Here is a 22,710-nt window from a genome sequence, read left to right as displayed (position 1 = left end):
GTCGATGACAGGCGACACCCAGTCCGGGGACCGGGGGAGCGCGGTGGCCACCGCCATGCCGCATGGCACGGCCGCTGCTTCCCCCGGTGCCGGGCAGGCTCCGCACCCCGGGACCCTGCTCGGGCTGAACTTCGGCTTCGCCCGCGCCCGGGTGCTCGGTACGGCCCTCGAACTGGATGTGTTCACCGAGCTGGCCGACGGTCCGCTCAGGGACGAGGAACTCGCCTCGGTGTTGCACTGCGACGCCGAGGCCCTCACCCGGCTGCTGAACGCCCTGGTGGACCTCGGCCTGCTCACCGGTGACGAAAGCACCGGGCGCCGGTGCACCCCGCTGGCCGCCGAGTACCTGATCCGGGGGCGGCCCGGGGATCTCAGTGCCCACTTCGCCGAGGTGCTGGGGCAGTGGGACGAGTGGGCCCGGCTCACGGAGACGCTGCGCACCGGCGCACGGCGAAGTCGGCTCGGGGCACCGCAACAACGGGGGCAGCAGCCCGGCATGTTCGCCGGTACCTACCCGGTGGCGGCCCCGGTGGCCGCCGAGGTGGTGGCGGGCCTCGGCCTGGGGCCGGTAGGTCGAGTGCTCGACCACACCGCGGGCAGCGGCGAGTGGGGCATCGCGCTCGCCGCCTCCGACCCGGCGGCTGAGGTCACGGTGCACGACGTGCCCGAGCTGCTGGACATCGCACGGTGCCATGTGCGACGGAGCTCCGTGGCGACGGACCGATTCAGTTTCGTATCGGGGGACTTCGGTCCGCGGCAGCCGTTTCCGGACGACACGTTCGACACCGTCGTGATGGCCAACGCCGGGCGGTTCGCGGCCCCTGAAGAGGCCGCTCGGATGCTGGACCGCTGCGTCCGGATGCTGCGCCCGCACGGAACCCTGCTGTTCGCCGACGTCATGCGCACCGGAGACGTCGGGCCCGGTCAGCCCCGGGCCATGATCGATCTCAGCCTGCTGGTGAACACCGCGCAGGGCGGATTGCGCAGCCCCCAGGAGTGCCGCGCGGCGATGGAGCATGCCGGACTCGTGCCGAAGAAGACCATCACACAGGGGCTGACAACGGCCCTGACAGGACAGAGGCGATGAACATGCGAGAAGTTGTGGTCACCGGGCTGGGAGCGGTCAGCCCGGCAGGCGTGGGAACGGACGCGCTGTGGGATGTGGTGTCGGCGGGGAAGAGTCTCACGAAATCCCTTTCCGAGATCACGGTCTCGGACCTGTTCGGCTCGTTCCACTTCCTCTCCGACGCAATCGCGGAGGTTCCGGACTTCGAGGACGGTGTTTCCGCGCTGCCGCCCGAGGTGCAGCGGCTGGACCGGTTCTCCCAGTTCGCCGTGGCCGCCGGGCTCCAGGCGGTGGAGGACGCCGGCCTCTCGCCGGGCGACTACGCGCCTGAGCGCACCGGGATATCACTCTCGACGGCCATCTGCGGGACGCCGAAGATGGAGGAGGAGTTCCTCGCCGTCACCGATCACGGACGCGAGCCCATCGACCCGTCCCAGGCCGGTCGCGGACTGTACCTGGCCTCGATGTCCAACACGCCCGCCATCGTGCTCTCGCCGCTCCTGAAGGCCCAGGGCCCCTGCGTCACGCTCTCAACGGGCTGCATCGGCGGTATCGACGCCGTCGGCCAGGCATTCGAGGCCATCCGCCACGGAGAGGCGGACGTGATGGTCGCCGGGGCCAGCGAAGCCCCCATCACACCCATCACCGTGGCCTCCTTCGAGATCATCAGTTGCCTCTCGCGTGCCCACGCCGCCAGCCCCGAGGCCGCCTCGCGGCCGTACGACGCGGAGCGGGACGGGTTCGTGCTCGGCGAGGGATGCGGCATCGTCCTGCTGGAGGAGAAGGAGCACGCGCTGCGCCGCGGCGCCACCCCGTACATGGAGATCTCGGGCTTCTCCCACTCCTCGAACGCGGCGCACATGACGGACCTGCTCTCCGACGGAGCCGATCTGACCCGCTCCATGACCAGCGCCATGGAGCAGGCGGGGGCCCAGTCCTGGGAAATCGACCACGTCAGCTCGCACGGCAGCTCGACCCCGCAGAACGACACCTGCGAAACCAGCGCCCTCAAGCTCGCGCTCGGGGACCGCGCCCACGAGGTCCCGGTGAACTCGGCCAAGTCGATGCTCGGCCACGCTCTCTCGGCTGCGAGCGCCATGGAGATCGTGCTCACCGCGCTGGCGCACCGCCGGCACTTCGTGCATCCCACCGCCAACTACGAGAACCCCGACCCGACGTGCGACCTCGACTACGTCCCCGGAACGGGCAGGCCGTGGCACGGCAGCACCGTCCTCAAGGACGCCAGCGGCTTCGCCGGTCTGCACGCGGCCATGGTGACCCGCGCGGTCAGCTCGACGACGGGGGCGACCGCGAAGACCGAGGAGGCCGCTCGATGAGCGCGATCGTCATCACCGGTATCGGCGCGGTCACACCTTCCGGTATCGGCGTGCAGCCGCTGTGGGAAGACGTCCGCGCGGGACGGTCCCGCATCACCGGCATCGACCGGTTCGATGCCTCCGGCTATGCGTGCAACGCCGCGGGACAGGCCGACTTCGAAGCCCGCGACCATCTGCCCTCGCGGTTCGTGAAGCGCACCGACCGGTTCACGCACCTCGCCGTGCACGCCACACGGCAGGCCCTCTCCGACGCCGGGCTGACCGTCGGCGAGGACGTCCCCGCCGAGCGCACCGGCGTGATGGTCGGGAACGTCCTGGGCGGCTGGGAGTTCGCCGAGAGGGAGCTGCGCAAGCTGTGGACCGAGGGACCCCGCGCGGTGAGCCCGTACCAGGCGACCGCCTGGTTCCCCGCAGCGCCGCAGGGCAACATCTGCATCGACCAGGGCGTCAAGGGCCCCGCCCGCACCTTCGTGGCGGACCGGGCGAGCGGTGCGTACGCCCTTATCGGTGCCGCCGACTCGCTCCGCCGGGGCCACGCGGACATGGTGATCGCGGGCGGTGTCGAGGCACCGTTGTCGCCGTACGGCTGGCTGTGCCTGGAGACCAGCGGGCTCGGCGCGAAGAGCCGCGGCAGCATCCAACCGCACGAGCTGTACCGCGCGTTCGACGCGGGCCACGGCGGCAGCGTCTTCGCCGAGGGCGCCGTCTTCCTCGTCATGGAGCGGCGCGAGACCGCGGAGGCTCGCGGCGCCGTCGTCCACGGTGAGTTGGCGGGCTGGGACGTCACCACCGACGGCTACATGCCTTACTACACCGTCGAGCCCACAGGTGAAGTGCTGGGCCGTGCCATGCAGACGGCCGTGCAGCGGGCCGACGTCACGGCTCGGGACGTGGGGGCGGTGTTCGCACACGGCTCGGGCGTCCCCTTCGAGGACGTCACCGAGGGGTACGCGCTGCGAGAGGCGTTTGGCGGGGACTGCGACGGGATGCCGGTGACCGTGCCGAAGACAGGCTTCGGCCATCTGCTGGGCGGCGCGGCCCTCGCGGACGCGGTGCTTTCGCTGCGCGCGATGAACGAGGGCGTCCTCCCCGCCACCCCCAACCTCGACCGCCCCGCGCCGGGCGTCGACCTGGACCTGGTCCGCGGCGAGGCCCGCGACATCGGCCGGTGGGAGCACTCCCTCGTCGTCTCGCGCGGGCTGGGAGGTGTCAACGCGTGCCTGGTGCTGCGGAGCTGAGCGACGACATCGCCGCCGAGGTCGCGCGGCGGATCGCGAACCCGTGGTCGGTTCCCGCCCCGCAGCGGCCGGAACGGGCGCCCGCACAGGGAGCCGTGCGGGCCGTGGGGGTCGATGTGGTCGATGTGGCCCGCCTCGGGCTGCTCTTGACCGAGCGCGGTGAGCGGCTCGTCGATCGGCTCCTGACCCCTGCTGAACGCGCGCTGTGCGCGGGCACGTCGGAGAGCTACCGGCTCAACTGTGTCGCCGGCCGAGTCGCCGCCAAAGAGGCCGTCCGCAAGACGCTCACCCGGCACGGCTCAGGGCTCGGCTGGCACGACGTGGAGGTCGACCGGAAAAGCGGCGGCGAGCCGCTGCCCCTGCTCACCGGCAGGGCCTCGAAGGCGTTCAGCGCGGCGGGGCTCACCAGGCTCCACCTGAGCATCACCCACGACGCGGACGTGGCCGTCGCTGTGGCCCTGGCCACCTGACGGGCGCCCGCTCTACTCCCTGGAGGCAACGAGGAAATGACAGGAATCATGGATACGGACACGGGCCGGGCAGTCGTCTCGGTGATGTGCAAGGCAGGCTTCGAGGAGAGCGAACTCCTCGAAGGGGCACGGCTCTCGAATGACCTCGACATCGACTCCACGGAGCTGGTGGAGATCGTCGTGGCACTGGAGGAGCACTTCGACATCGCCATCGACGCGGACGCCGAGAGCGCGTTCAGGACGGTGGGCGACCTGGTCAATCACGTCACCCGGCTGCGCTCGCGGAGCGAGCCCGTCGGCGCGGCCGCAAGGGAGGGCTGAAGCATGCCGAGGATCGAGAACAGCATCGACATCGAAGCCGACCCGCAAGACGTCTTCGCGATCGTCAACGACATCGCCCGCTGGCCGGAGATCTTCAACGAGTACCACAAGGCGGTCGTCCTCTCGCAGGAGCGCGAGGGCCGCTGGACCGAGATCGTCTTCGAGCTGTCCAACGCGGAGGGCGAAAGCTGGCGCTCCTGGCGGCTGATGGACCACCGCGACTTGGTGGCCATCGCCGAACGGCGTGACCCCCTCTTCCCGTTCGGCTTCATGCACCTGAGGTGGACGTGCGAGCCGCAGCCGTCGGGGACGCGGATGACCTGGGTGCAGGACTTCGAGCTGGACGAGGCGGTCCCCACCCCGCTCGCCACCGTCCTGGACCGGATGCAGAAGCACACGGTCGAGAACCAGGCCAACATCAAGGCGCAGATCGAATCGGGAGCCGTGAAGGCTTCCTGACAGCAGGAGGTCGCCCTGGCCGTGGCCCTTCCGGGTCGGCCTCCGCGGCGGGCGGCTGCTCTCCGCCCAACCCCCACCGCCGGTGGGGGGCAGCCGCCCGCCATCCCCTGCACCGCCCCGTCCCGGAGCCCAGCGCCCCATTCCGCCAGGAGCAGCACGCCATGAGAATCGCCGTCTTCGGACCGCTCGGGCCGAACCCCACGAGACACCTTCACGACCCCGGCCCCGACCCTGGAACCGGCCCACCTGCCGAAGGCGTCCAGGGCGGCGCCGGAGCCAACGTCGCCTACGGCCTCGGTGTCCTCGGACTCGCACCTGTGCTGGTCGCGGAGGGCACGGACCCCGGCGGGGTGCGGGCCCGGCTGGAGCGGCACGGAGTGAGAACCCGTGCCGAGAGTGTCCCGCCGTACGAAGGGATCGCTCCTGACCTCGTCGTCCTCGCCTCCCGCGACCCGGAGGCGATGCTGCGGCACACCGAGGAGTGCAGGAAGGAGGGCATCCCGTTCGCCACCCGCCCGCCGCAGCGGCTCGACGGTATGAGCCGTGCCGATGCCCAGTTCCTGATCAGCGGGGCCGGCCATCTGTTCACCAACGAGCGTCAGGCGTCCGTGCTGCAGGAGCGGTCCGGCTGGAGCGCCAGGCGCATCCTCGACTCCGTCGGCACCTGGACCACCTCTCTGGGGCCTGACGGAGTGCTGCTGGAACGGGACGGGCACGAGCCCGTCGTGATCCCGGCCGTGCCCGGCGTCGCCGTGGCCAACGGGATCGGCGCCGGCGACGCGCTGTGCGCCGGAACACTCGCCGGCGTCGCGCGGGGTCTCGCGCCTGCGGACGCCTGCCGGTTCGGCTGCGTCGTCGCGTCCCTGGCCCTGGAGGCCGGGGGAGCGCAAGCGTACGGCGGGTACGCCGCCAGTGCACCGGCCCGGACACGGGCCGTCTACGGGCACGGCGCCGGTACGGCCGGCGCTCGGACCATGGCGGGCGCCGTATGAGCACGGACCGCGGGCTGCGGGTCGGTCCCCTGGTGGTGCCGCTGGTCGTGGCGGGCATCGTCCCCACGTCGCTCGGCCTGGTGCTGCCCGGCCCAGCCGTGGCGCTACCACGCACCGCAGCGCTACCGGCCGGGGTCGCGCTGGCGCTGCTGGGCGCGTGGATGACCGCGTACGCCGTCGACCGTGTCTATCTGCGCCAGCCCACCCCGTTGGGGGACCGGCCGCCGGAACACCTGGTGACCAACGGCTGGTACGGCATCGTCAGGAACCCGATGGCGGCCGGGATGACGGTGCTGCTCGCCGGTGAGGCGCTGCTGTGGTCGGCCTTCGCCGTCCTGCTGTGGGCGGCGGTGGTGCTCACCGTGTCGTACGCCGCCGCGAAGCGGGTCGAGGAACCGAGCCTGCTGCGGACCTTCGGCGACGAGTACGCCCGCTACCGCCGGTCCGTACCGGCGTGGGTCCCCACCCTCCGCACCGGCCGGGGCCGAACGTCGCCCCGCCCTCCGCACCGACTCCCCTGAACGCCCCCCTCTGCGAACGAGGTTCGACCGTGACTGCACACAGCAGTTCCCCCCGCCCCGTGTTCACCGACCTGAGCATCCCTGTCCAACGCAGGGCGCCCGGCGTGCAGTTCGAGCAGTGGCTGCACGAGGAGGGCGTCGGGATCCTCTCCCGCCGGATCAGGGCGCTCCCCGGCGACAGCCGCCGCGACCGGATGGTCAACTATCTGCGCTGGCTCTCGGGCCGCCGCCGGCTGCGTGCCGAGGACGTGCCCGGCGGCTGCTTCCTCTCCAACGAGTTCTACCGGATGTCCGTGCACCAGGGCACCCACGTGGACGCCCCCTTCCACTACGGGCCGACGTGCGAGGGGCAGCCTGCGAAGAAGGTGCTGGACCTGCCGCTGGAGTGGTTCTGCGGCCCGGGGATCGTGCTGGACGTCCGCGAGTGCGGCGGAACGGTCACCGAACGGGACGTCAAGGAAGCGTTGATGCGCTCGGAGCAGCAGCCGGGACCGGGCACGGTGGTGCTTTTCCGCACCGATTCCGACCTGCGCCTCGGCACCCCCGCGTACCACACGGAGTCCACAGCCGTCTCCCCGGAGGCCGTCGACCACCTGCTCGATCTCGGGGTGAAGGTACTGGGCACCGACTGCTGGAGCTTCGACGGGCCCGCGCGGGAAATGGTCGAGAAATTCTTCGGCACCGGCGACTCCTCGGCACTGTGGCCCGCGCACATGCACGGGAGGGAGCGGGAGTTCATCCAGATCGAGGGACTCGGCGGACTACGGAACCTGCCGGACGGCCCGTTCACGTTCATGGCCTTTCCCATCGCGCTTGCCGATGCGGGAGCGGCATGGTGCCGCGCCGTCGCCAGATCCGCAGGCAGCCCCCGATGAAACCCACCGCGACTGCTCACCTGTTGCCGCTCGCCGGCCGTACCCGTGCTGAACTCGACCGTACGGCGCACGAGTTCCTCTCCCTGCTCGCCTCCGCCGACGACTGCTCTCCCGGCCCGCTCTGCGCCGAAGCGTTCACGGCCGTCGATCCGGCCGCATCGCACCGGATCGCCGTCACCGGCCACAGCGCTGCCGAGCTCGCCGAGCGGCTGTCGGCCCACCTCGCGGGAGGCCCGGTGCGCGGGGTCGCCTCCGGGACCGCTACGGAGCGGCCGGTACGCCTCGCCTTTCTCTGCAGCGGCCAGGGGGCGCAGTTCACCGGCATGGGCATGAACCTGTACCGGACGGAGCCTGCCTACCGCGACGCCTTCGACCGCTGCGCGAGCGCGGCGGCGCCGTACGTCGCCAAGCCCCTGACGCAGTTGCTCGAACCGGGCGCCGATGCGCCTCCCGGAGAGCTCTACCACCTCCCGTACGCCGCACTCACCACGTTCGCAGTGGGATGCGGACTCGCCGCGCTGTGGCGGGAACGCGGGGTGGAGCCCGACGCCCTCATGGGTTTCAGCTCCGGCGAGTACCTCGCGGCACATCTGTCCGGCGCCCTCACACTCCGGGACGCGGTCCGGATGCTGGTGGCGGAGACCGAGCTGGCAGCGCGGGTGGACAGCGGCGCCATGGCTGTGGCGGCCACGGAGGAGCGGTCCGTCCGCAGCGTGCTCGACGGTCTCGGTGAAGTAGCCCGGCGGGTCGGTGTGGCGGCGGTGCTCTCCCCCTGGGACGTGTCGATCTCGGGCCCTGCTACCGAACTCGCCGTGGTCGTGGAACGGCTGACGGAACTGGGCATACGCACCTCGGCGCTGCCCGTGCGGCAGGGGCTGCACTCGCCGCTCCAGGAGCCCTCCCTGGACGAGCTGCGGGCGGCCGTCTCGGACGTACGCCCGTCCTCGCCGCGTGTGGAGATGGTCTCCACCGTGACGGGTGAGGTGGCCGACCGGCGCCGCCTGGGCGACCCGGACCACTGGAGCGCCCATATGCGGGGCCCGGTCCGCTTCGACGCCGGCATCCGCTCACTGGACGCGCTCGGGGCGTCGGCCTTCGTGGAGATAGGCCCGGGACGCGCGCTCACCGGTCTGGGCCCGCGCTGCCTGCCCGGCGACCACAGGCTCTGGCTGGCCTCGATCGGCCGCAGCGAAGACGGGGCCGAAGCCATGCTCCGCGGCCTCGGCCGGTTGTTCGTCGCCGGAGTGCCGATTCGCCTCTGAGAGACGGTTTCCTGCGACCGACGGGGTGCGCCCCGTCGGTCGGCGCTACAATGATGCGTAATGCAAAAGGAAAGAGTGAGCCGTCCGGCACCGGGCCGTCCGCGCAGCGAAGACGTTTCCCGGGTAATCATGGGCTCCGCACTGCAGTTGCTACGGGAACGTGGCCCACAGGGCGTCACCATGGAGGCCGTCGCACTCCACTCAGGGCGCGCAAAAACGACGATCTACCGTCGTTACCGCAACCGTTACGAGCTTCTCCGCGCCTCGCTCAGCTTCGTCGAGGGGATTCCGGAACCTCCGCCCGGATTGCCCATCCGAGAGCGCTTGCATTTCCTTCTCGGGCAATTCCGTCACGGTCTCGAAGACGTCGTAGGACTCCGTGTGCTCGCCGCCTTGCTGAGCGGCGACGAGGACGATCCGGAATTCGCCCGCGCCTTTCGGGAAAGCGTGCTGAACCCTCGGGTCGAGGTACTGCTGACCGCGCTGGAGCAAGGGATCGACGACGGAGAACTGCGCGAGGGGATCGACTGTCCCACGGTCGTCAGCATGCTCGCCGGCTCCTTCATCGCCCTCTCGGCGACGCAAGGGACCGTGCCCTCCGACTGGACGGACACGGTCCTTGACACACTGTGGCCCGCCCTCACCTGACGCCGCGAGTGCGGGGGAGCGGGGTCACGAGCCGACGCCCGACGTCCCGGCGCCCGATCCGCCCCCGGCCACGACGGGGCCGATGTGCTCGGAGCGCAGACCGACGCCGACGAACCAGGCGGTCCACTTGTTGAGGAACGAGAAGCGGCGCACCATCCGCGCCGCGAAGGGCCGCTCCACGGTCTTCCGCCGGTCCTTGGGATACAGGTCGGCGAGCATGTTGACCTGCGCGAGCTGAACCGCCCTGACAGGCAGTTCGCGGCGGCGTTGCACCTTCTTCAGGTCGCGCTCTTCCGGGGCGCGCCCCGCACGCAGCACCGGCCCGAGCATCCGGGCGGTGGCCACCGCGTCCTGGACGGCCAGGTTGATGCCCACACCGCCTGCCGGCGACATCGCGTGTGCCGCGTCCCCGATGCACAGCAGGCCCGGCCGGTGCCAGGTGCGCAGCCGGTCGACCCGCACGGTCAGGAGTTTCACGTCGTCCCAGCTCTCCACCTCCTCCAGCATGCGCGAGCCCAGCCCGGCGTCGATGGCGCCGACGTCGGCGCGGAGCCGTTCGAGGCCCTGTTTTTTGACCGTGGCGTAGCCGCCCTGCGGGATGACGTAGGCCATCTGCCAGTAGTCCCCACGGTCGATGGTGATCAGGACGAACCCCTGGCCCGTGTGCAGGAAGGTCTGCCGCTCGTCGGGCAGGCGGCTGAGGCGGAACCACAGCACGTCCATAGGGGACTTGCTGACGGACGGCTTGAGCCCCGCGGATTCGCGCATGGCCGAGTGGCGGCCGTCCGCGGCGATCACGATGTCCGCGCGCAGTTCCATCGGACCGTCGGGTGTGCTGACACGCACGCCGCGGACCTCGTCGGCGTCTTGAACGAGTTCGGTGGCCTCCGCGTTCCGGATCAGGTGGAACCCCGGGTACTGGGAGCCCTTCCGGGTCAGGAAGTCGAGGACGTGCCACTGCGGCATGAAAGCGATGTACGGGTGCTTGCCGCCGATCTTGGAGAAGTCGGCGAAGTCCGTGTAGCCGGCCGGGGTCTGCACGCCGATCGTCCGCACCTTGCTGTGCGGCAGGGCGAGGAATTCTTCGATCCAGCCGAGTTCCTCGATGATGCGGAGGGTCGAGGGATGGACGGTGTCCCCGCGAAAGTCCTGCAAGAAGTCGCCGTGCTTTTCCAGCACGATCACCTCGATGCCCTGTCTGGCGAGCAACAGGCCCGCCATCATGCCGGCGGGGCCGCCACCTACGACGACGACGCGAGTGTATTCGGTGTGCACCGCGATGACTCCTGAGTCTGGAAGAGGGTGGTGGGGGGAAAGAGGAGGGAGCGGTCAGTGGCCGGAGGCGGCGGCCGTCTGTTCCGAATCACCGTCACCCTCCAGGTCACGGCTCCGAATCAGCGGAATGACGAGTACGGTGCCGACGAAAGCGACGACCGCGGCGAAGACGAGAACCGAGTTGAGCCCTTCGACGAAGCCCGACTGAGCGGCCTGGGCGAAGATTCCGCGCTCGCGTGCGGGCAGTTGTCCCATCGCGTGCTCCAACTGCCCGGAGGAGACGGCGCCTGCGAGTTCGTCGGCACGTCCGGCGAGCGGGGTACCCGCCAGCGCGTCGGACACGGAATCCTTGACCCGGCCGGCGAACACGGCGCCCATGACGGCCACTCCCAGCGCGATGCCCAGGGAACGGAAGGTGTTGTTGAGCCCCGAGGCCACACCGGATCGCTCGGAGTCGACGGCTCCCATCGCCGCCGCCACGACGTTCGGGTTGACGAATCCGACGCCGAGGCCGGTGACCAACTGCCCTGCCAACAGCGTCGTCCAGTCGTCGGAGGTCTTCAGACCCCCCATGAGGAGCAGCCCGACGCCGATGAGGGCGAGCCCTCCCGACACCAGCCAGCGGGCCGGTACCACCGATCCGACACGGGCCATGACCGCCGACGCCACGAAGATCGAGAGGGTGAGGGGCAGCAGTCTCAGCCCGGCCTCCAGGGGGTCGTGTCCCAGGATCGTTTGCAGGTAGAGCGTGAGGTAGAGCAGCAGCGCGAAGGCCGTGGAACTCATCGTGAGCACCCCGAGGCTGGCCCCGGTCGTGGTGACGCGCTGGAAGACGGCGCCGGGAAGCATCGGATCGCGGCGGGTCCGCTCGATCCACACGAACAGCGCGAGCGAGAGCGCGGCGATGCAGAACGCCACGGTGACCTGGGCGCTTCCCCAGCCGGCTTCGTTGGCCCGCAGAAGCGCGAAGGAGAGGGAGCCCAGCCCGATGCTGAGGGTGACGAACCCGGGCCAGTCGACGGGTCCGGACCTGCGGCCTCGCGATTCGGACATGCGGTAGGCCACGCCGACCAGCGCGAGGAAGCCGATCGGCAGGTTGACGAGGAAGACCGAACGCCAGCCGCTGGCCTCGACCAGCATGCCGCCTGCCAGCGGTCCCACGGCGAGGGCCGCGCCGCTGACGGCTCCCCAGACGGCAAGCGCCAGGTGTCGCTCCTTGTTGCCGGGATAGGCGGCGGCGAGCAGGGCCAGTGACGTCGCCAGCAGCGCGGCGGCGCCCAGTCCTTGAAGAACGCGGGCGGCGTTCAGGAAGAGGGGGTCGCCCGCGACCCCGCACAGCAGGGAGGCGACCGTGAACAAGATCATCCCGATAGCGAAGACTGCCCGCCGGCCGAACCTGTCGGCCAACGATCCGCCCGTCAACAGGGCGGCGGACAGTGCTACCGCATAGGAGGCGACCACCCACTGCAGATCGCTGAGAGAGGCGCCCAACTCCGCCTCGATGTCCGGCAGAGCGATGTTCACGATCGTGACATCGAGCAACACCATGAAACTGGCAACGCACACCAGCACGAGGGTCCACCAGCGGTTGCCGGTCATTGGCGCTCCTCCCTGAGCGGATTCTCTATTTCGCTACGCTCTACGTAGCGTAGCGAAATAGATCACGCGTGAGCAAGGAGTGCTACTGAGGTGACTGGGACCCGGCCGGGCACGGGATCGCCTAGGGGACCGCCGGCGCCCCGTCCGGTTGCGGCTGGCCCATGAAGCGCTTGGCGTAGAGCGTCGTCTGCACGCGATTCGGGGTGCCGAGCTTCGCGTAGATGCGGCTGAGGTAGTTGCGCACCGTCTTCGGGCTGATGCCCAGGTACTTGGCGATATGGCCGGTCTCGTGGTCGTCGGCGACGAGCGAGAGTATCTGCCGCTCACGTTCGGTCAGTTGGGACAGCGGTGAGCCCTCGTCCGGTGAGCAGCCCGAGGCGATCTGCAGGATCAGCCCCGCAGCGGCTCCGGAGAGCGCGGCGCCGTCTCGGTGCACCGCCAACAGGGTCTGATGCAGCTCCTCACCGCTGATGCAGCGGGAGAGATAGGCGTTGGCGCCCGCCATGAACGCCTCCCGCATGAAGACGGGTTGTTGGTTCGAGCTGAGGACCACGATGCGTACGTGCGGGGAGTCCTGACGGATCAACCGGGCGGCGTGGACGCCTCCTGCTCCCGCGACCGTCGGGCCCGTGACGACGATCTGCGGTCTTCGTTCCCGCAGGGCATGGAGTGCCGAAGCGGCATCGAGCGCCGTCGACACCACGGAGAACTCGTCGAAGCTGTCCAGCAGTTTGCGCAGTCCTTCGAGCACGACCTGTTCACTGTCGACCAGAAGGATGGTGGCTACTGTCATCGGTGCCCCTCGGTTCGTTTGCGGTACGGGTGCTCCGAGGAATGAATCCACAAGTCTCCTCACCGGTCGGGCACTTGTCCCGCGCCGTACGGATGCGGAACACCGAAACCGTCTCCGTTCCGGAATGCTCCGACCCTAGGCAGGGGCGTCGTAGGGCTCATCCGACCACCGGTACCGAGCGGCTTGACGCTCGGTACTGCTCGTACCTGGCTCTCGCTGCACGGTCACGGGGCGGCGGGACGGCCCTTCACAGGGAGCTCCGTTTCGCCGTTGCCCCGCTGACCGGCCGGAATCAGGTGGGCGTGCGGTGGTGTCTCGGCGGCCTGCGTGGCCGATACGTCCGTGACAGAACGAAGACGTCTCGGCGGACCGCCTGTAACTCGGTGCGGGATACAAATACTTCTGGATCACATGCACCGCCCTACTCCTGGGGGAAGACCGTGAAGTACACCCGGACCACTGCTCTCGCTGCCATCGGCGTCGTCGCCACCCTCTCGCTCACCGCCTGCGGCAACGACGGCCCTGAGAAGGACTCGTCCTCCAAGGGGGCCTCGTCCTCGTCTGCTTCCTCCTCGGACGGTGGGAGCTCGCAGTCCAGTCACGCGAAGTCGGGTTCCGGCAAGGGCACTCAGACTCGCGCCGGCGCCGCGAACGGTGCGACGAAGACCGGAGGCAAAGTCAAGTTCTGCAAGACAGAGGACCTGGCCATAGACGCCAGGGACGCCGCGCCTGACGCGGCTTCAGGCAGGATCGACATCACCATGATCAACCGGGGTTCGACCACCTGCTCGGCGACGGGGTTCGCGGGCGTCGACATCAAGGACGTCGACCACACCTCCAGCCCCATTGAGCGAGGCCGCGCCCAGCCACGTGTCACCAACCTCAAGCCCGGCGACGCTGCTGTCTTCAACCTCGCCTACGCCATCGACAAGAACGGCGACGGCCACACCCATCCGACCCACATCCAGGTGACGCCCCCGAACGAGACACACACCGTGAACCTGAAGTGGCCCGCGGGCGCGGGAAAGATCAAGGGCGCCTACACCGACGTCGAGGTCTACCCCACACACACGACCAAGTAGGAACGGGGGCGCGGCGGTCGGTCCTGGTGGCTGAACGCCGCGCCCGGCCAGGATTTCGGCCATCACTGCGATCGGCGGCGTTGTTGCCCGCCCGCTCGTAGGTCCCTTCGGGGAATCCTGCTCGTCGATTACGGAGAGTCGGTCGCCGACGACCTTGGCGGTCGGCTCCGTCCGAGACGTCGGGCGGCCTCATGTGCCGCGCGGCGTACGTCATTCAGCTCGCCCAGCTCTGCGAGCTTGTCGCTGCCGAAGGCCGGCTGCCCGTAGTTAGCCCTCTACTCGGGGCTTCAGCCCGGACCGCGTCAGGCCCTCGATGCGATCTCCGGGGCACAGTTCCCGCAGGGATGGGCACGGGCGTATGTGTGCTGCACAACGGAGGCCCCCTCCACCCTGTCGGGCAGACGGGTCTCTGATCTGCAACTCTGCCGTGCCCCCGGCTGGTTCCTACAGCATCTGCGCACACACCAGGCCCTAGTGACCTGGTGGTTTCTGCAACTGCGGAGATCCCAAGCCGCCGCGCTGGAGGTGGCAGCCCATAGCTGTCTCACTCTCGGCCAACTTCGCTGCCGCTCCGTCCCTCGGGCAGCAGGGAATTCTGCCGAGGGGAGCACCGGTGGAGCTCCGATCAAGCAGTCCTCCGCCCGCCGCTCGCTGCGGTCCCCGGCCGGCCACGTCCGCGGCAACACAGGCCCCCCGCGTCACCACTGCGCTGAAGGCGCCACGACTGCTGCGTCGAGCCGGGGCGTCCCCAGGATCGACTCACAGCGCGCTTCCGAGCGGCCGTCGTCCCGATACCGCTCGCTGCTCGTCGTCGCGGTGACGTACAGCGAGGGGCACCTCTCCGGCTGAGGCCGCGGTGAGATGTCCACAGGCGCGGACGGCGCCGGTGAATCGGCACATTCGTGCACCGGCGAGCCGTGCTCACCGGACGTCCGGGGGTGTCCGGTGGCTGTGGCGGTGCACCGATGTGCCGGCCGTTGAACCCGCCTTTCGCGCTGCTGAGGATGGTCGGCGTTCGCATCACCGAAAGCGAGTCGAAGGAGACTTTCGTTGAGTACGAGGCTGTACCAGCGCGATATCGACGAGGCGGAGGCCACCGACGTCCTGGTGGTCGGCAGCGGTCCCGCCGGCCTGGCGGCGGCGGTCTCGGCGGCGCGGACCGGGGCGCGCGTGCGCGTGATCGACCGGTTCGGGGTCGCCGGGGGCAACCTGACGGCCGGACTCGTCGGGCCGTGCATGACGTCGTTCTCCCTGGACGGGCGGACGCAGCTCGTGCGGGGCGTCTTCGACGAGTTCGTGCGCAGGATGGAGGAGCAGGGCGGCGCAGTCCACCCGTCCAGGACCAAGGCCGGGACGCAGTACTCCGGTTTCATCAGGTACGGGCACGACGCTGTGACCCCCTTCGAGGCCGAGACGGCCAAGCGGGTCGCGCAGGAGATGCTGCTCGGGGAAGGCGTCGACCTGCTCCTGCACACCTGGGCCGTGGACGCCGTAGTCGAGGACGGGGCGGTACGTGGAGTCGTGATCGTCAACAAGTCCGGTATGTCATACCTCCCGGCGGGTGTGGTGATCGACGCGACCGGTGACGGTGACGTCGCGGCTTTCGCCGGGGCGCGCTTTGAGAAGGGCAGGGAATCGGACGGCCTGATGCAGCCGATGACCCTGTTCTTCCGTATCGGGAGCGTCGACGACGAGGCCGTCGAGGAGTACAAGCGGCAGTACCCCGACGAGCTGTTCCCCTTCCAGCACCTGGTGGAGGAGGCACAGGCCTCCGGCCGTTACGACCTGCCCCGCCGCGGGGTCCAGCTCTTCAAGACCATGGAGCCGGGCGTCTGGCGCATCAACACCACGCGGGTCAACGGGGTCGACGGGACGGACGCGCGGGACCTCACGAAGGCCGAGGTCGTCTCCCGGCGCCAGGTGGACGTCCTGATGGACTTCTTCCACCGAGAGCTGCCCGGCCTGGAGCACTGCAAGCTGATCGACACCGCGGCCACGGTCGGGGTGCGAGAGTCCCGGCGCGTCGTCGGGCAGTACGTGCTGACGCTGGACGACCTGGTCAACGGAACCCGGTTCCCCGACACCATCGCGGTGGCCGGCTACCCGGTCGACATCCACAGCCCCAGCGGCAACGCCGGCCCCTTCGACGACGGCATACCGCGGACCGCCAACGAGTACGAGATCCCCTTCCGGAGCCTGGTCCCGGAGTCCGTCGACGGGCTCCTGGTCGCGGGCCGTTGCCTCTCGGCGACCCACGAGGCGCTCGCCGCCGTCCGGGTCATGCCGCCGTCGTTCGCCATGGGCGAGGCGGCGGGCATCGCTGCAGCCTGGGGCGCAGACCGAGGCACCCCGGTCCGGGAGACCGACACCGCTCGCCTGCGCTCCGAGCTCGAGCAGCGCGGCGCCTACCTCGGGGCGAGCAGCGACGCATCCGTGGGGCGGTGAGCACCGTTGACGTCCACCGCCACCACAGCGGAGCAGTCCACGCGCTCGATGGTCCGCAGGGTCGTCTCGGCCTCGACCATCGGCACTGCCCTGGAGTGGTACGACTTCATGCTCTTCGGCACCGCCTCCGCGCTGGTGCTGAACAAGGTCGTCTTCGACCCCTCGGACCCCACAGCGGGAACGCTGGCCTCCTTCGCCACCTTCGCGGTGGGCTTCTTCGCCCGCCCGATCGGCGGCCTGGTCTTCGGGCACCTCGGCGATCGCTTCGGCCGCCGGCTGGTCCTCATGATCACGCTGACGATGATGGCCGTGTCCTCGACGTTGATCGGTCTCATCCCGAGTTACGAGTCGATCGGTATCTGGGCCGCCGTGCTCCTGGTCGTGCTGCGCATCGTGCAGGGGCTGGGGGCAGGCGCGGAGTACGCGGGCGGCTCGCTCATGGCCGCCGAGCACGCGCCGACCAACCGGAGGGGGCTCTTCGCCGCGATCCCGCCGACCGGCAACGCCATGGGCGTCATCCTCGCCACCGTGGTGTTCACGCCCTTCACCTGGCTCCCCGAGGAGGCGTTCCACAGTTGGGGCTGGCGCGTCCCGTTCCTGCTGAGCATCGCCCTCCTGCCGGTCGGGCTCTACGTACGCAGGCGCGTGGACGAGACGCCGGCGTTCAAGAAGGTGGCCGCGGACGACGCCCGGGAGCGCGTCCCGTTCGTCGCTCTCATGCGCACCCACCCGAAACAGGTGGTCCTGAGCATCCTGGCCAGCGTCGGTCCGAACGTCGCCACCTACGTGCCCAGCGTCTACGCGCTGACATACATCACCGACGACGTGGGACAGGCCGCATGGATCGGGACCGTCGGCGTGCTCCTCGCGAACGTGGTCAAACTGGCCACGCTCCCGCTGTCCGGGTACCTGTCCGACCTGCTGGGGCGAAGGACGGTGTTCATCTCGGGTGCCGTCCTCTGCGCGCTGATGTCGTTCCCGTTCTTCTGGATGCTGGACACGGGCATCGCCGTGGTGATCTGGCTCGCCCTGCTGATCCTGCTGACCCTCTCCAACGACCTGATGCTGGGCGCCCAGGCCACGCTGCTGGCCGAGCAGTTCAACAGCAAGGTCCGCTTCACCGGAGTCGCCTTCAGCCGTGAGGTCTCCGCCGCGCTGTCCGGTGGCACCCTGCCGTTCCTCGCGGCCGCGCTGACCGGCGCTACCGAGGGGACCTGGGCCATCTCGCTGGTGATGCTGGGGATGAGCGTCGTCTCCATCGCGGCGGCGGCCTTCATGACGGAGGGCAGCGGCCGGCGCATCTCCTGATCCTGCCGGCCGGCTGCTCAGCAGCCGGGCCGGCAGGCGGCCGTCAGTGGGCCAGCAGCACCTCGGCCGTGCCCTCGTCGAGCACCAGATCGGTGACGAGGCCGCCCCTCAGGGCCGCCCGGAGGGCCGGCACCTTGACCACTCCGCTCGTCACGCACACCCGTCGTGGGATCTCCCGGACGGTGCGCAGGTCCGGACCGGTGGTCCTGGCGTTCATCCGGATACCGTCGCTTGCTCCCGAGGCGTCGAAGAAGGTCGTCGAGACGTCGCCCACGGCGGCGTCCTCGCGAAGCTGCCGGTAGTCCGTCTCGTCCAGGAAGTACCCGCTCACGTACGGCTGGCTCGGGATGCCCTCCTGAACGGTGCCGAGGTTGAAGGCGAACACGTCGGCGTTGGCGATGAGGGACCGGACATGACGCAGCAACTGCTCGCGCTCGAGGATGTCCTTCGCCGCCGCCGAGTCGACGAAGATCGGGAAGGGGAACTGTTGCACGTCCGAGCCGAAGGCCGTGGCGAATCGCTCCAGCATCCCGAACGAGTAGTGCACGCCGGACTCGGACTGCCCCACACCGTCCGTCATGACGATGCGGGAGTTGGTGCAGGGCTTGGACTCGAGAACCTCGCTGATCGCGTTGACCATCGTCCCCCAGGACAGGGCGAGCAGAGTGTCGGGCTCCATCAGCTCCCCGAGGAGCTGGGCGCCCGCCCTGGCTGTGCGTGCGTACGCCTCCGGCGCCGGTGCCGACTCCGGCAGGGCGATGACGCGCGGCCGCACCTCGAACGCCTCCGCGAGCCTCTTCTCGAGGTCGTTGACGCGGAAGCGCGGCGGCAGCACATGGATCTGCACCAGCCCGACCTCCCTGGCCCGAGCCAGGAGCCGCGACACACTCGAACGGGACACGTGCAGGTCGCGGGCGATGGCGGCCATGGTCCGGCCGCTCTCGTAGTACTCGCGCGCCGCGTAGATGGCCTGTTCGTCCTCGTCCAGCGCCATGGCGACCTCCCCTCGGGTACTTCCAGAAGTCTAGGTCCGACGCCGGAGGGCTCTCCCTACAGAGATCGACCCCGCCGCGAGCAAGCACGGGTCACGGCAGGAGGACGCAGGAGGGGCGGCAGATCCACCGCCACCGGATGAGGGCCGTCACCCACCACCGGTCCCGTCGCCGGTTATGGAAGCGCGCGGCGGATTCCGCTCGGCGCGCGACGCGCGCACGTCCGGAAGCTCCGGGAAAAGTTCAACTCGCCTGGCCACAAGGGCAGTCAGTGGTCACGTCGCGTCGTCGTCACGGACGGGTCGCCACAGAACCGGGCGACAGCCGGGACCGGAGCGGTCGGCTCGCGGGTGGCGCCGCCGCTGCTGGACGGGCGGGGCGGTTGGCTACTAATCCGCCGCAACCGCAGCACCGGCGAACTCCGGTGGCTCCGCGAGGATCATGACAAGGACATCGCGGATCTCTGTGGTGCCGTTGAGGAGTTGAAGCGCGGGCGGTGGCCTCTGCCGTCGATCGCGGCGTTGTCCGGGGTGGGGCGTTGGTGGTGTCGCTGTACGAGCGTCTTGGGTGAGGTGGAGCCCCCGCCGCTCTGGTGGATGACGGGGCTCTCTGTTCAGCCGCCCGCACGTGCGGGGAGCATTGATCCGATCCGCGCTCGCCGACGTCGAGACGAGGGCCACCCCCGCGTGTGCGGGGAGCATACTTTCTGACCAGCGACGCTACTCGCGGAATCGCGCATTCAGCATCACCCCGCCGCCCCGGTGTGACTTATCTGCCCACCTGTGGATAATCGCCGACGCCCGCAGACCGAGTTGGCCTACGGTCCTGCCAACGACCGAGGAGGCGGCAGCGGAGCAGAAGGATCGCTGGGCACGGTGGGCCATGCTGGTCGCACTGGCACAGGGAGCGGTGAATATGGTCGCGCTGCTGCGGACACGACCATTCAGCGCGGAGCCAGCTCCCGCACCACCGTATTGATCAAGTGCTGTGCGTCAGCTCCGTACACTGCGCTCTCCCGAAGAGTGCGCCATACGCGCGCGTAGGCATCGATGCTGTCCGCATCGTCGAGCCACAGCTCAGCATGCCAGTCCTCCGCGACCACAAGCCGTTCGTCAAATATCCAGAACCCGTTAGCGGCAGGGATCTTCAGCGAGGCGCCGAAGGGGATGATCCCCAGTTCGACGGTATCCATCCCGATCAGACCGGTAAGACGATCTAGCTGAGCGACGAGAACGGATGGCGGGCAGATCAGAGCGCGGAGGGCCGCCTCCCACATCAAGGCGTGAAGCCTCCTGCCTCCCTGGTACAACCACTCTTGGCGTTTCATCCGCGCGCGGACGGCGTCATCGGTATCCCGGATGGTGCCCTGGAGGGCCGCGTACCGCAGGAATATGTGCCGCGAGTAGTCGGCAGTCTGGAGCATGCCCGGAACCACGGACTCCTCCCATACCCGGATGGCCTTGGAACGCGAGACTTCCGCGTTCCAACTGTCCTGCACAGGCCGGTGGCCCGCAGCCAGTTGACGCCGCCACGAGCGGATGTGGGACTCGAAGCCCTTGAGTCGTGACTCCAGTTCCTCGAAGGTGTCAGGCTGCCCCATGCCATCCGCCCAGGCCCGCAGGTCGCCCGAGGTGGCGGTCTGCCGGCCGTTCTCCAACTTGTAGATCTTGGAGTGCGGCCAGCCGAGCCGTCGGGCAAGCTCGGTACCGGTGACACGGCCCCCAGGAGAGGAAAGGCGCAGCTCTCGCAACCGAGCCCTCAGAGCCTCCCGAGCCTGCTGAAAGTCCGTGCTCACCGGTGCCGCTCGCTAGCCCTTCTCGCCCATCTGCGCGGCGAACTCGTCGTGGGCCACAGACCCGTGCACTGCGGCGTCACGCACCTGGCAGTACCGCAGTACCTCGCCCGGTTCCGTGATGATCTCCACGTCGTGGAAGGCGTCTTCGTCATCGAACCGGAGTACCGCCACGAGGCGGCTGTCGAACAGCCAGAAGTCCTCTTCAGGCAGCCGAAGTCGTGTTGCGTCCGCGCGCCATAGATTCCGCGCGTCCTCGCCCGTCGCCGCGTTGCACTCCGCGTACTTGAGCAGGAACAACTGACCTTCCGTGGGCGGGTCATCCACCACACGCACACGCCCCACGTACTTGCCTGCGTCCGTCTGCCGCCGAATGTTTGTGCACCAGTCGCTGTCGATGTCACAGGCAACCGTGCCCGTCGCCAAGAACTCCGTGAAGGAGGGGTCTTCCCGGTCCGTGGCGTAGCCACGTCGTGTCTCCAGGTGCCAGGCCGAGTGCTCGAAGGACTGGAAGAGCCTTCCGAACTCCTCCAGTCCGATGATTGTCGGCACGCGCTCGATCTCCTTGGGTCCGTGGTTGACAAGCAGTTCGCGAGGGACGGCTACCGCAGCGTCCCCCGGGCCGAAGTGCTCAAGCTGGGCGAGATCGTCCAGCGCGGAGAGCGGCTTTCCCTGCACGATGATCTCACCACTGTCGAGGTCCTCATGAATCGCAGGGCAGCCACCGTTCTTGCTGTCAGTGCCATTGAAACGCAGTCGCCGCATCGTCAACTCCTAGCTGCCTCGGGTCCTGTCGTATCGCGTTCAGCATCACGGCGTTCGATGTTGCGGGCTACGACGCAAGGCATCCGATGTGAGACCACGCGAGAACACTCGGCAAGCTTCTGGGAACAGAGGAGAACATCGCATGGTGGGTGTCAAGCCCCCGGCCCTACCGTCACGTCCATGAACCCAGCCGTGCAGTCACGTGACGTCGATCTTTTCTTGGTTGTCGAGGCGCTGAGGGAGGCGCTGGATCAGGTGGGCATAGTGCTTCCGTCCCTGCGTGCCGATGTCTCATCGGGGCTGGTTCTTGTAGGCCTGGGACGCGTGTGGCCGGACGTTGCTGACCTGTTGGTCCGGGTGGTCCGGGAGGGGAGCGGCGGCACTGGCGAGCTGACGTGCCCGGCTGCGCTCGGCTCCGCCGCCGGCGGTCAGGTGCGCCTCTCGGGCGGAGCGGTCTCGTGAGTGCGCGGCCCCCGGCCGTGGGGGCGTACCTGGTGGATGAGTCGCCGCCTGGGCCGCCGTGGGTCGGACGCATGCGGCGCGTCGCGGACGACGGCAGGTATGTGCTCATCACGGCGACCGGCTACGAGTGGCCGGCCCGTCCCGATCGTCTACGGCCCGCGACCGGCGCCGAGCGCGCGACGTTCGAGCAGGGCGTCGACGCGTTGCACCGCGAAGTCGCCTTCGCGGTAGGCCGGATGACGACGAGGGCCGTCAGGTGAGGCGGGATGATGTGGTGATCGACCGTCTGACCGGGCGTCTCGGTGTGGTGGAGGAGGTGCGGCCGCACGAGGTCCGGCTGCGTCCCTTGCCGGAGGGTGTCGGGCCGGCGTGGAGCACCACTCCGGCATCGGTGCGTCGTGCTGAGGATCGCGAGGTGCTGACTGCTCTTCGTTCTCGTGGGAGGGAGGTCCTGTGATCACTCGGACGCTGTGGGACGTGGTGTGCCTTAGCCAGGCCGGCGGTCGTGAGTGCGAGGCGGAGGCCAGCGCCCTGCCGTCGGAGGCGAGTGCGGACGCCTGGCGCGGCCGCCACTACCGGGAGACCGGGCACACCCGGTATCTGCGGGTCAGGTCGGACTACGAAGACCTCGGCCAAGTCCCAGCGCTCACGGCGCCGTTGCGGCCGGGCCTGCGCGCGGTGGCAAACCCGGAGGCGCAGTAAGGACGGGATGGGGCCCGGCGGGGGGCTGCTCCCTCACCCCTGGACTCCCGGCGACAGAGGCTCCCGGGAATGGCTCCGCCGCGTCGGCCTCTAAGACATCGACGCGGCGGAGCACCACACCACACACCCAACGAGGCGGGGACCCATGTCCGATACCGACACCGATCCGAGCGACGACGCCGAGCACATCTACCGCACCGTCGCCGCCGCGCCGATGCCGCGCCCGTGGCTGGAGAGCATCGCGGCCGGAGCCGGCGGCTGGAGCCGCGCCCGCACCCACGGTGCACTCGGCCAAGCCACCGCCGA

General features: G+C 69.4%; 23 protein-coding genes. 17 read left to right on the top strand and 6 right to left on the bottom strand.

Annotated features, from left to right (window positions below; genetic code table 11):
• The first annotated feature begins 4 nt into the window (after window positions 1–4).
• From F603_RS0129130 to F603_RS0129080, 11 genes are all read left to right on the top strand, one after another.
• Window positions 5–1,087, top strand: a complete 1,083-nt coding sequence (locus tag F603_RS0129130) for a class I SAM-dependent methyltransferase (RefSeq protein WP_019549460.1) — start codon at window positions 5–7, stop codon at window positions 1,085–1,087.
• Window positions 1,084–2,403 (top strand): beta-ketoacyl-[acyl-carrier-protein] synthase family protein, encoded by a 1,320-nt coding sequence (locus tag F603_RS0129125; protein ID WP_245600938.1) that lies wholly within the window; start codon window positions 1,084–1,086, stop codon window positions 2,401–2,403. Before F603_RS0129130 ends, F603_RS0129125 begins: the two co-directional genes overlap by 4 nt.
• Window positions 2,400–3,641 carry a beta-ketoacyl-[acyl-carrier-protein] synthase family protein gene (locus tag F603_RS0129120; RefSeq protein ID WP_019549458.1) on the top strand — a complete coding sequence of 414 codons (1,242 nt, stop codon included), beginning with the start codon at window positions 2,400–2,402 and terminating at the stop codon, window positions 3,639–3,641. The genes F603_RS0129125 and F603_RS0129120 overlap by 4 nt, the downstream gene beginning before the upstream one ends.
• The gene (gene acpS / locus F603_RS0129115) at window positions 3,620–4,111 is read left to right on the top strand and encodes a holo-ACP synthase (RefSeq protein ID WP_019549457.1); all 492 of its coding nucleotides are present in this window, start codon (window positions 3,620–3,622) and stop codon (window positions 4,109–4,111) included. The genes F603_RS0129120 and acpS overlap by 22 nt, the downstream gene beginning before the upstream one ends.
• Window positions 4,112–4,159: 48 nt before the next feature.
• Window positions 4,160–4,432, top strand: a complete 273-nt coding sequence (locus F603_RS0129110; protein ID WP_019549456.1) for an acyl carrier protein — start codon at window positions 4,160–4,162, stop codon at window positions 4,430–4,432.
• Between the two features lie 3 nt (window positions 4,433–4,435).
• Window positions 4,436–4,891, top strand: a complete 456-nt coding sequence (locus F603_RS0129105; protein WP_019549455.1) for an SRPBCC family protein — start codon at window positions 4,436–4,438, stop codon at window positions 4,889–4,891.
• A 161-nt stretch (window positions 4,892–5,052) separates the two neighbouring features.
• A complete protein-coding gene (locus tag F603_RS0129100) occupies window positions 5,053–5,883 on the top strand; it encodes a PfkB family carbohydrate kinase (protein ID WP_019549454.1) in 831 nt (276 codons plus the stop codon).
• A complete protein-coding gene (locus tag F603_RS0129095) occupies window positions 5,880–6,404 on the top strand; it encodes a methyltransferase family protein (protein WP_019549453.1) in 525 nt (174 codons plus the stop codon). Before F603_RS0129100 ends, F603_RS0129095 begins: the two co-directional genes overlap by 4 nt.
• A 29-nt stretch (window positions 6,405–6,433) precedes the next feature.
• Entirely contained in the window at window positions 6,434–7,279 is an 846-nt protein-coding gene (locus F603_RS0129090) for a cyclase family protein (RefSeq protein ID WP_245600937.1), read from the top strand.
• Window positions 7,276–8,541, top strand: a complete 1,266-nt coding sequence (locus F603_RS0129085; protein WP_245600936.1) for an acyltransferase domain-containing protein — start codon at window positions 7,276–7,278, stop codon at window positions 8,539–8,541. Before F603_RS0129090 ends, F603_RS0129085 begins: the two co-directional genes overlap by 4 nt.
• A gap of 60 nt (window positions 8,542–8,601) precedes the next feature.
• Entirely contained in the window at window positions 8,602–9,189 is a 588-nt protein-coding gene (locus F603_RS0129080; protein WP_245600935.1) for a TetR/AcrR family transcriptional regulator, read from the top strand.
• Between the two features lie 24 nt (window positions 9,190–9,213).
• Here the strand turns inward: F603_RS0129080 and F603_RS33185 are convergent, their stop codons facing one another.
• The 3 genes from F603_RS33185 to F603_RS0129065 all read right to left on the bottom strand — a co-directional run bounded on the left by F603_RS33185 (window position 9,214) and on the right by F603_RS0129065 (window position 12,856).
• Window positions 9,214–10,464 carry an FAD-dependent oxidoreductase gene (locus F603_RS33185; protein WP_019549449.1) on the bottom strand — a complete coding sequence of 417 codons (1,251 nt, stop codon included), beginning with the start codon at window positions 10,462–10,464 and terminating at the stop codon, window positions 9,214–9,216.
• Window positions 10,465–10,518: 54 nt separating this feature from the next.
• Window positions 10,519–12,063 carry an MFS transporter gene (locus F603_RS0129070; RefSeq protein ID WP_019549448.1) on the bottom strand — a complete coding sequence of 515 codons (1,545 nt, stop codon included), beginning with the start codon at window positions 12,061–12,063 and terminating at the stop codon, window positions 10,519–10,521.
• 121 nt (window positions 12,064–12,184) lie between these two features.
• A complete protein-coding gene (locus F603_RS0129065; protein WP_019549447.1) occupies window positions 12,185–12,856 on the bottom strand; it encodes a response regulator transcription factor in 672 nt (223 codons plus the stop codon).
• Between the two features lie 440 nt (window positions 12,857–13,296).
• Here F603_RS0129065 and F603_RS0129060 point away from each other — a divergent pair, with 440 nt between their 5' ends.
• From F603_RS0129060 to F603_RS0129050, 3 genes are all read left to right on the top strand, one after another.
• Window positions 13,297–13,938: a DUF4232 domain-containing protein gene (locus F603_RS0129060; RefSeq protein ID WP_019549446.1), complete on the top strand. Its 642-nt coding sequence runs from the start codon at window positions 13,297–13,299 to the stop codon at window positions 13,936–13,938.
• A 1,050-nt stretch (window positions 13,939–14,988) separates the two neighbouring features.
• On the top strand, window positions 14,989–16,383 hold the full coding sequence (locus tag F603_RS0129055; protein ID WP_019549445.1) for an FAD-dependent oxidoreductase: 1,395 nt from the start codon (window positions 14,989–14,991) through the stop codon (window positions 16,381–16,383).
• Between the two features lie 6 nt (window positions 16,384–16,389).
• Window positions 16,390–17,691 carry an MFS transporter gene (locus tag F603_RS0129050; RefSeq protein WP_245600934.1) on the top strand — a complete coding sequence of 434 codons (1,302 nt, stop codon included), beginning with the start codon at window positions 16,390–16,392 and terminating at the stop codon, window positions 17,689–17,691.
• Window positions 17,692–17,734: 43 nt separating this feature from the next.
• Here F603_RS0129050 and F603_RS0129045 read toward each other — a convergent pair whose 3' ends face one another.
• The 3 genes from F603_RS0129045 to F603_RS0129035 form a co-directional block, all read right to left on the bottom strand.
• Complete coding sequence (locus F603_RS0129045) at window positions 17,735–18,685, bottom strand: sugar-binding transcriptional regulator (RefSeq protein WP_019549443.1); 951 nt, start codon at window positions 18,683–18,685, stop codon at window positions 17,735–17,737.
• Window positions 18,686–19,626: 941 nt separating this feature from the next.
• A complete protein-coding gene (locus F603_RS0129040; protein ID WP_019549442.1) occupies window positions 19,627–20,478 on the bottom strand; it encodes a helix-turn-helix domain-containing protein in 852 nt (283 codons plus the stop codon).
• Window positions 20,479–20,490: 12 nt separating this feature from the next.
• Window positions 20,491–21,240, bottom strand: coding sequence for a DUF6879 family protein (locus tag F603_RS0129035; RefSeq protein ID WP_019549441.1), 750 nt, complete (start codon window positions 21,238–21,240; stop codon window positions 20,491–20,493).
• Window positions 21,241–21,420: 180 nt separating this feature from the next.
• Between F603_RS0129035 and F603_RS33180 the strand changes: the two genes are divergently transcribed.
• The 3 genes from F603_RS33180 (at window position 21,421) to F603_RS0129020 (ending at window position 22,404) form a co-directional block, all read left to right on the top strand.
• On the top strand, window positions 21,421–21,702 hold the full coding sequence (locus F603_RS33180; protein WP_106431427.1) for a hypothetical protein: 282 nt from the start codon (window positions 21,421–21,423) through the stop codon (window positions 21,700–21,702).
• Window positions 21,699–21,962 carry a hypothetical protein gene (locus F603_RS0129025; RefSeq protein WP_019549439.1) on the top strand — a complete coding sequence of 88 codons (264 nt, stop codon included), beginning with the start codon at window positions 21,699–21,701 and terminating at the stop codon, window positions 21,960–21,962. Before F603_RS33180 ends, F603_RS0129025 begins: the two co-directional genes overlap by 4 nt.
• A gap of 193 nt (window positions 21,963–22,155) precedes the next feature.
• Window positions 22,156–22,404: a hypothetical protein gene (locus tag F603_RS0129020; protein ID WP_019549438.1), complete on the top strand. Its 249-nt coding sequence runs from the start codon at window positions 22,156–22,158 to the stop codon at window positions 22,402–22,404.
• Window positions 22,405–22,710 lie beyond the last annotated feature (306 nt).

The organism is Streptomyces sulphureus DSM 40104, assembly GCF_000381025.1.
GTDB lineage: Bacteria > Actinomycetota > Actinomycetes > Streptomycetales > Streptomycetaceae > Streptomyces > Streptomyces sulphureus.
This window is presented reverse-complemented; position numbering and strand designations above follow the sequence as displayed.

Coding starts and splice junctions, on each gene's coding strand:
- F603_RS0129080 (WP_245600935.1), top strand. CDS start 8,602: ATGCAAAAGGAAAGAGTGAGCCGTCCGGCACCGGGCCGTCCGCGCAGC.
- F603_RS33180 (WP_106431427.1), top strand. CDS start 21,421: ATGAACCCAGCCGTGCAGTCACGTGACGTCGATCTTTTCTTGGTTGTC.
- F603_RS0129045 (WP_019549443.1), bottom strand. CDS start 18,685: ATGGCGCTGGACGAGGACGAACAGGCCATCTACGCGGCGCGCGAGTAC.
- F603_RS0129130 (WP_019549460.1), top strand. CDS start 5: ATGACAGGCGACACCCAGTCCGGGGACCGGGGGAGCGCGGTGGCCACC.
- F603_RS0129085 (WP_245600936.1), top strand. CDS start 7,276: ATGAAACCCACCGCGACTGCTCACCTGTTGCCGCTCGCCGGCCGTACC.
- F603_RS0129095 (WP_019549453.1), top strand. CDS start 5,880: ATGAGCACGGACCGCGGGCTGCGGGTCGGTCCCCTGGTGGTGCCGCTG.
- F603_RS0129110 (WP_019549456.1), top strand. CDS start 4,160: ATGGATACGGACACGGGCCGGGCAGTCGTCTCGGTGATGTGCAAGGCA.
- F603_RS0129035 (WP_019549441.1), bottom strand. CDS start 21,240: ATGCGGCGACTGCGTTTCAATGGCACTGACAGCAAGAACGGTGGCTGC.
- F603_RS0129120 (WP_019549458.1), top strand. CDS start 2,400: ATGAGCGCGATCGTCATCACCGGTATCGGCGCGGTCACACCTTCCGGT.
- F603_RS0129065 (WP_019549447.1), bottom strand. CDS start 12,856: ATGACAGTAGCCACCATCCTTCTGGTCGACAGTGAACAGGTCGTGCTC.
- F603_RS0129070 (WP_019549448.1), bottom strand. CDS start 12,063: ATGACCGGCAACCGCTGGTGGACCCTCGTGCTGGTGTGCGTTGCCAGT.
- F603_RS0129105 (WP_019549455.1), top strand. CDS start 4,436: ATGCCGAGGATCGAGAACAGCATCGACATCGAAGCCGACCCGCAAGAC.
- F603_RS0129100 (WP_019549454.1), top strand. CDS start 5,053: ATGAGAATCGCCGTCTTCGGACCGCTCGGGCCGAACCCCACGAGACAC.
- F603_RS0129125 (WP_245600938.1), top strand. CDS start 1,084: ATGAACATGCGAGAAGTTGTGGTCACCGGGCTGGGAGCGGTCAGCCCG.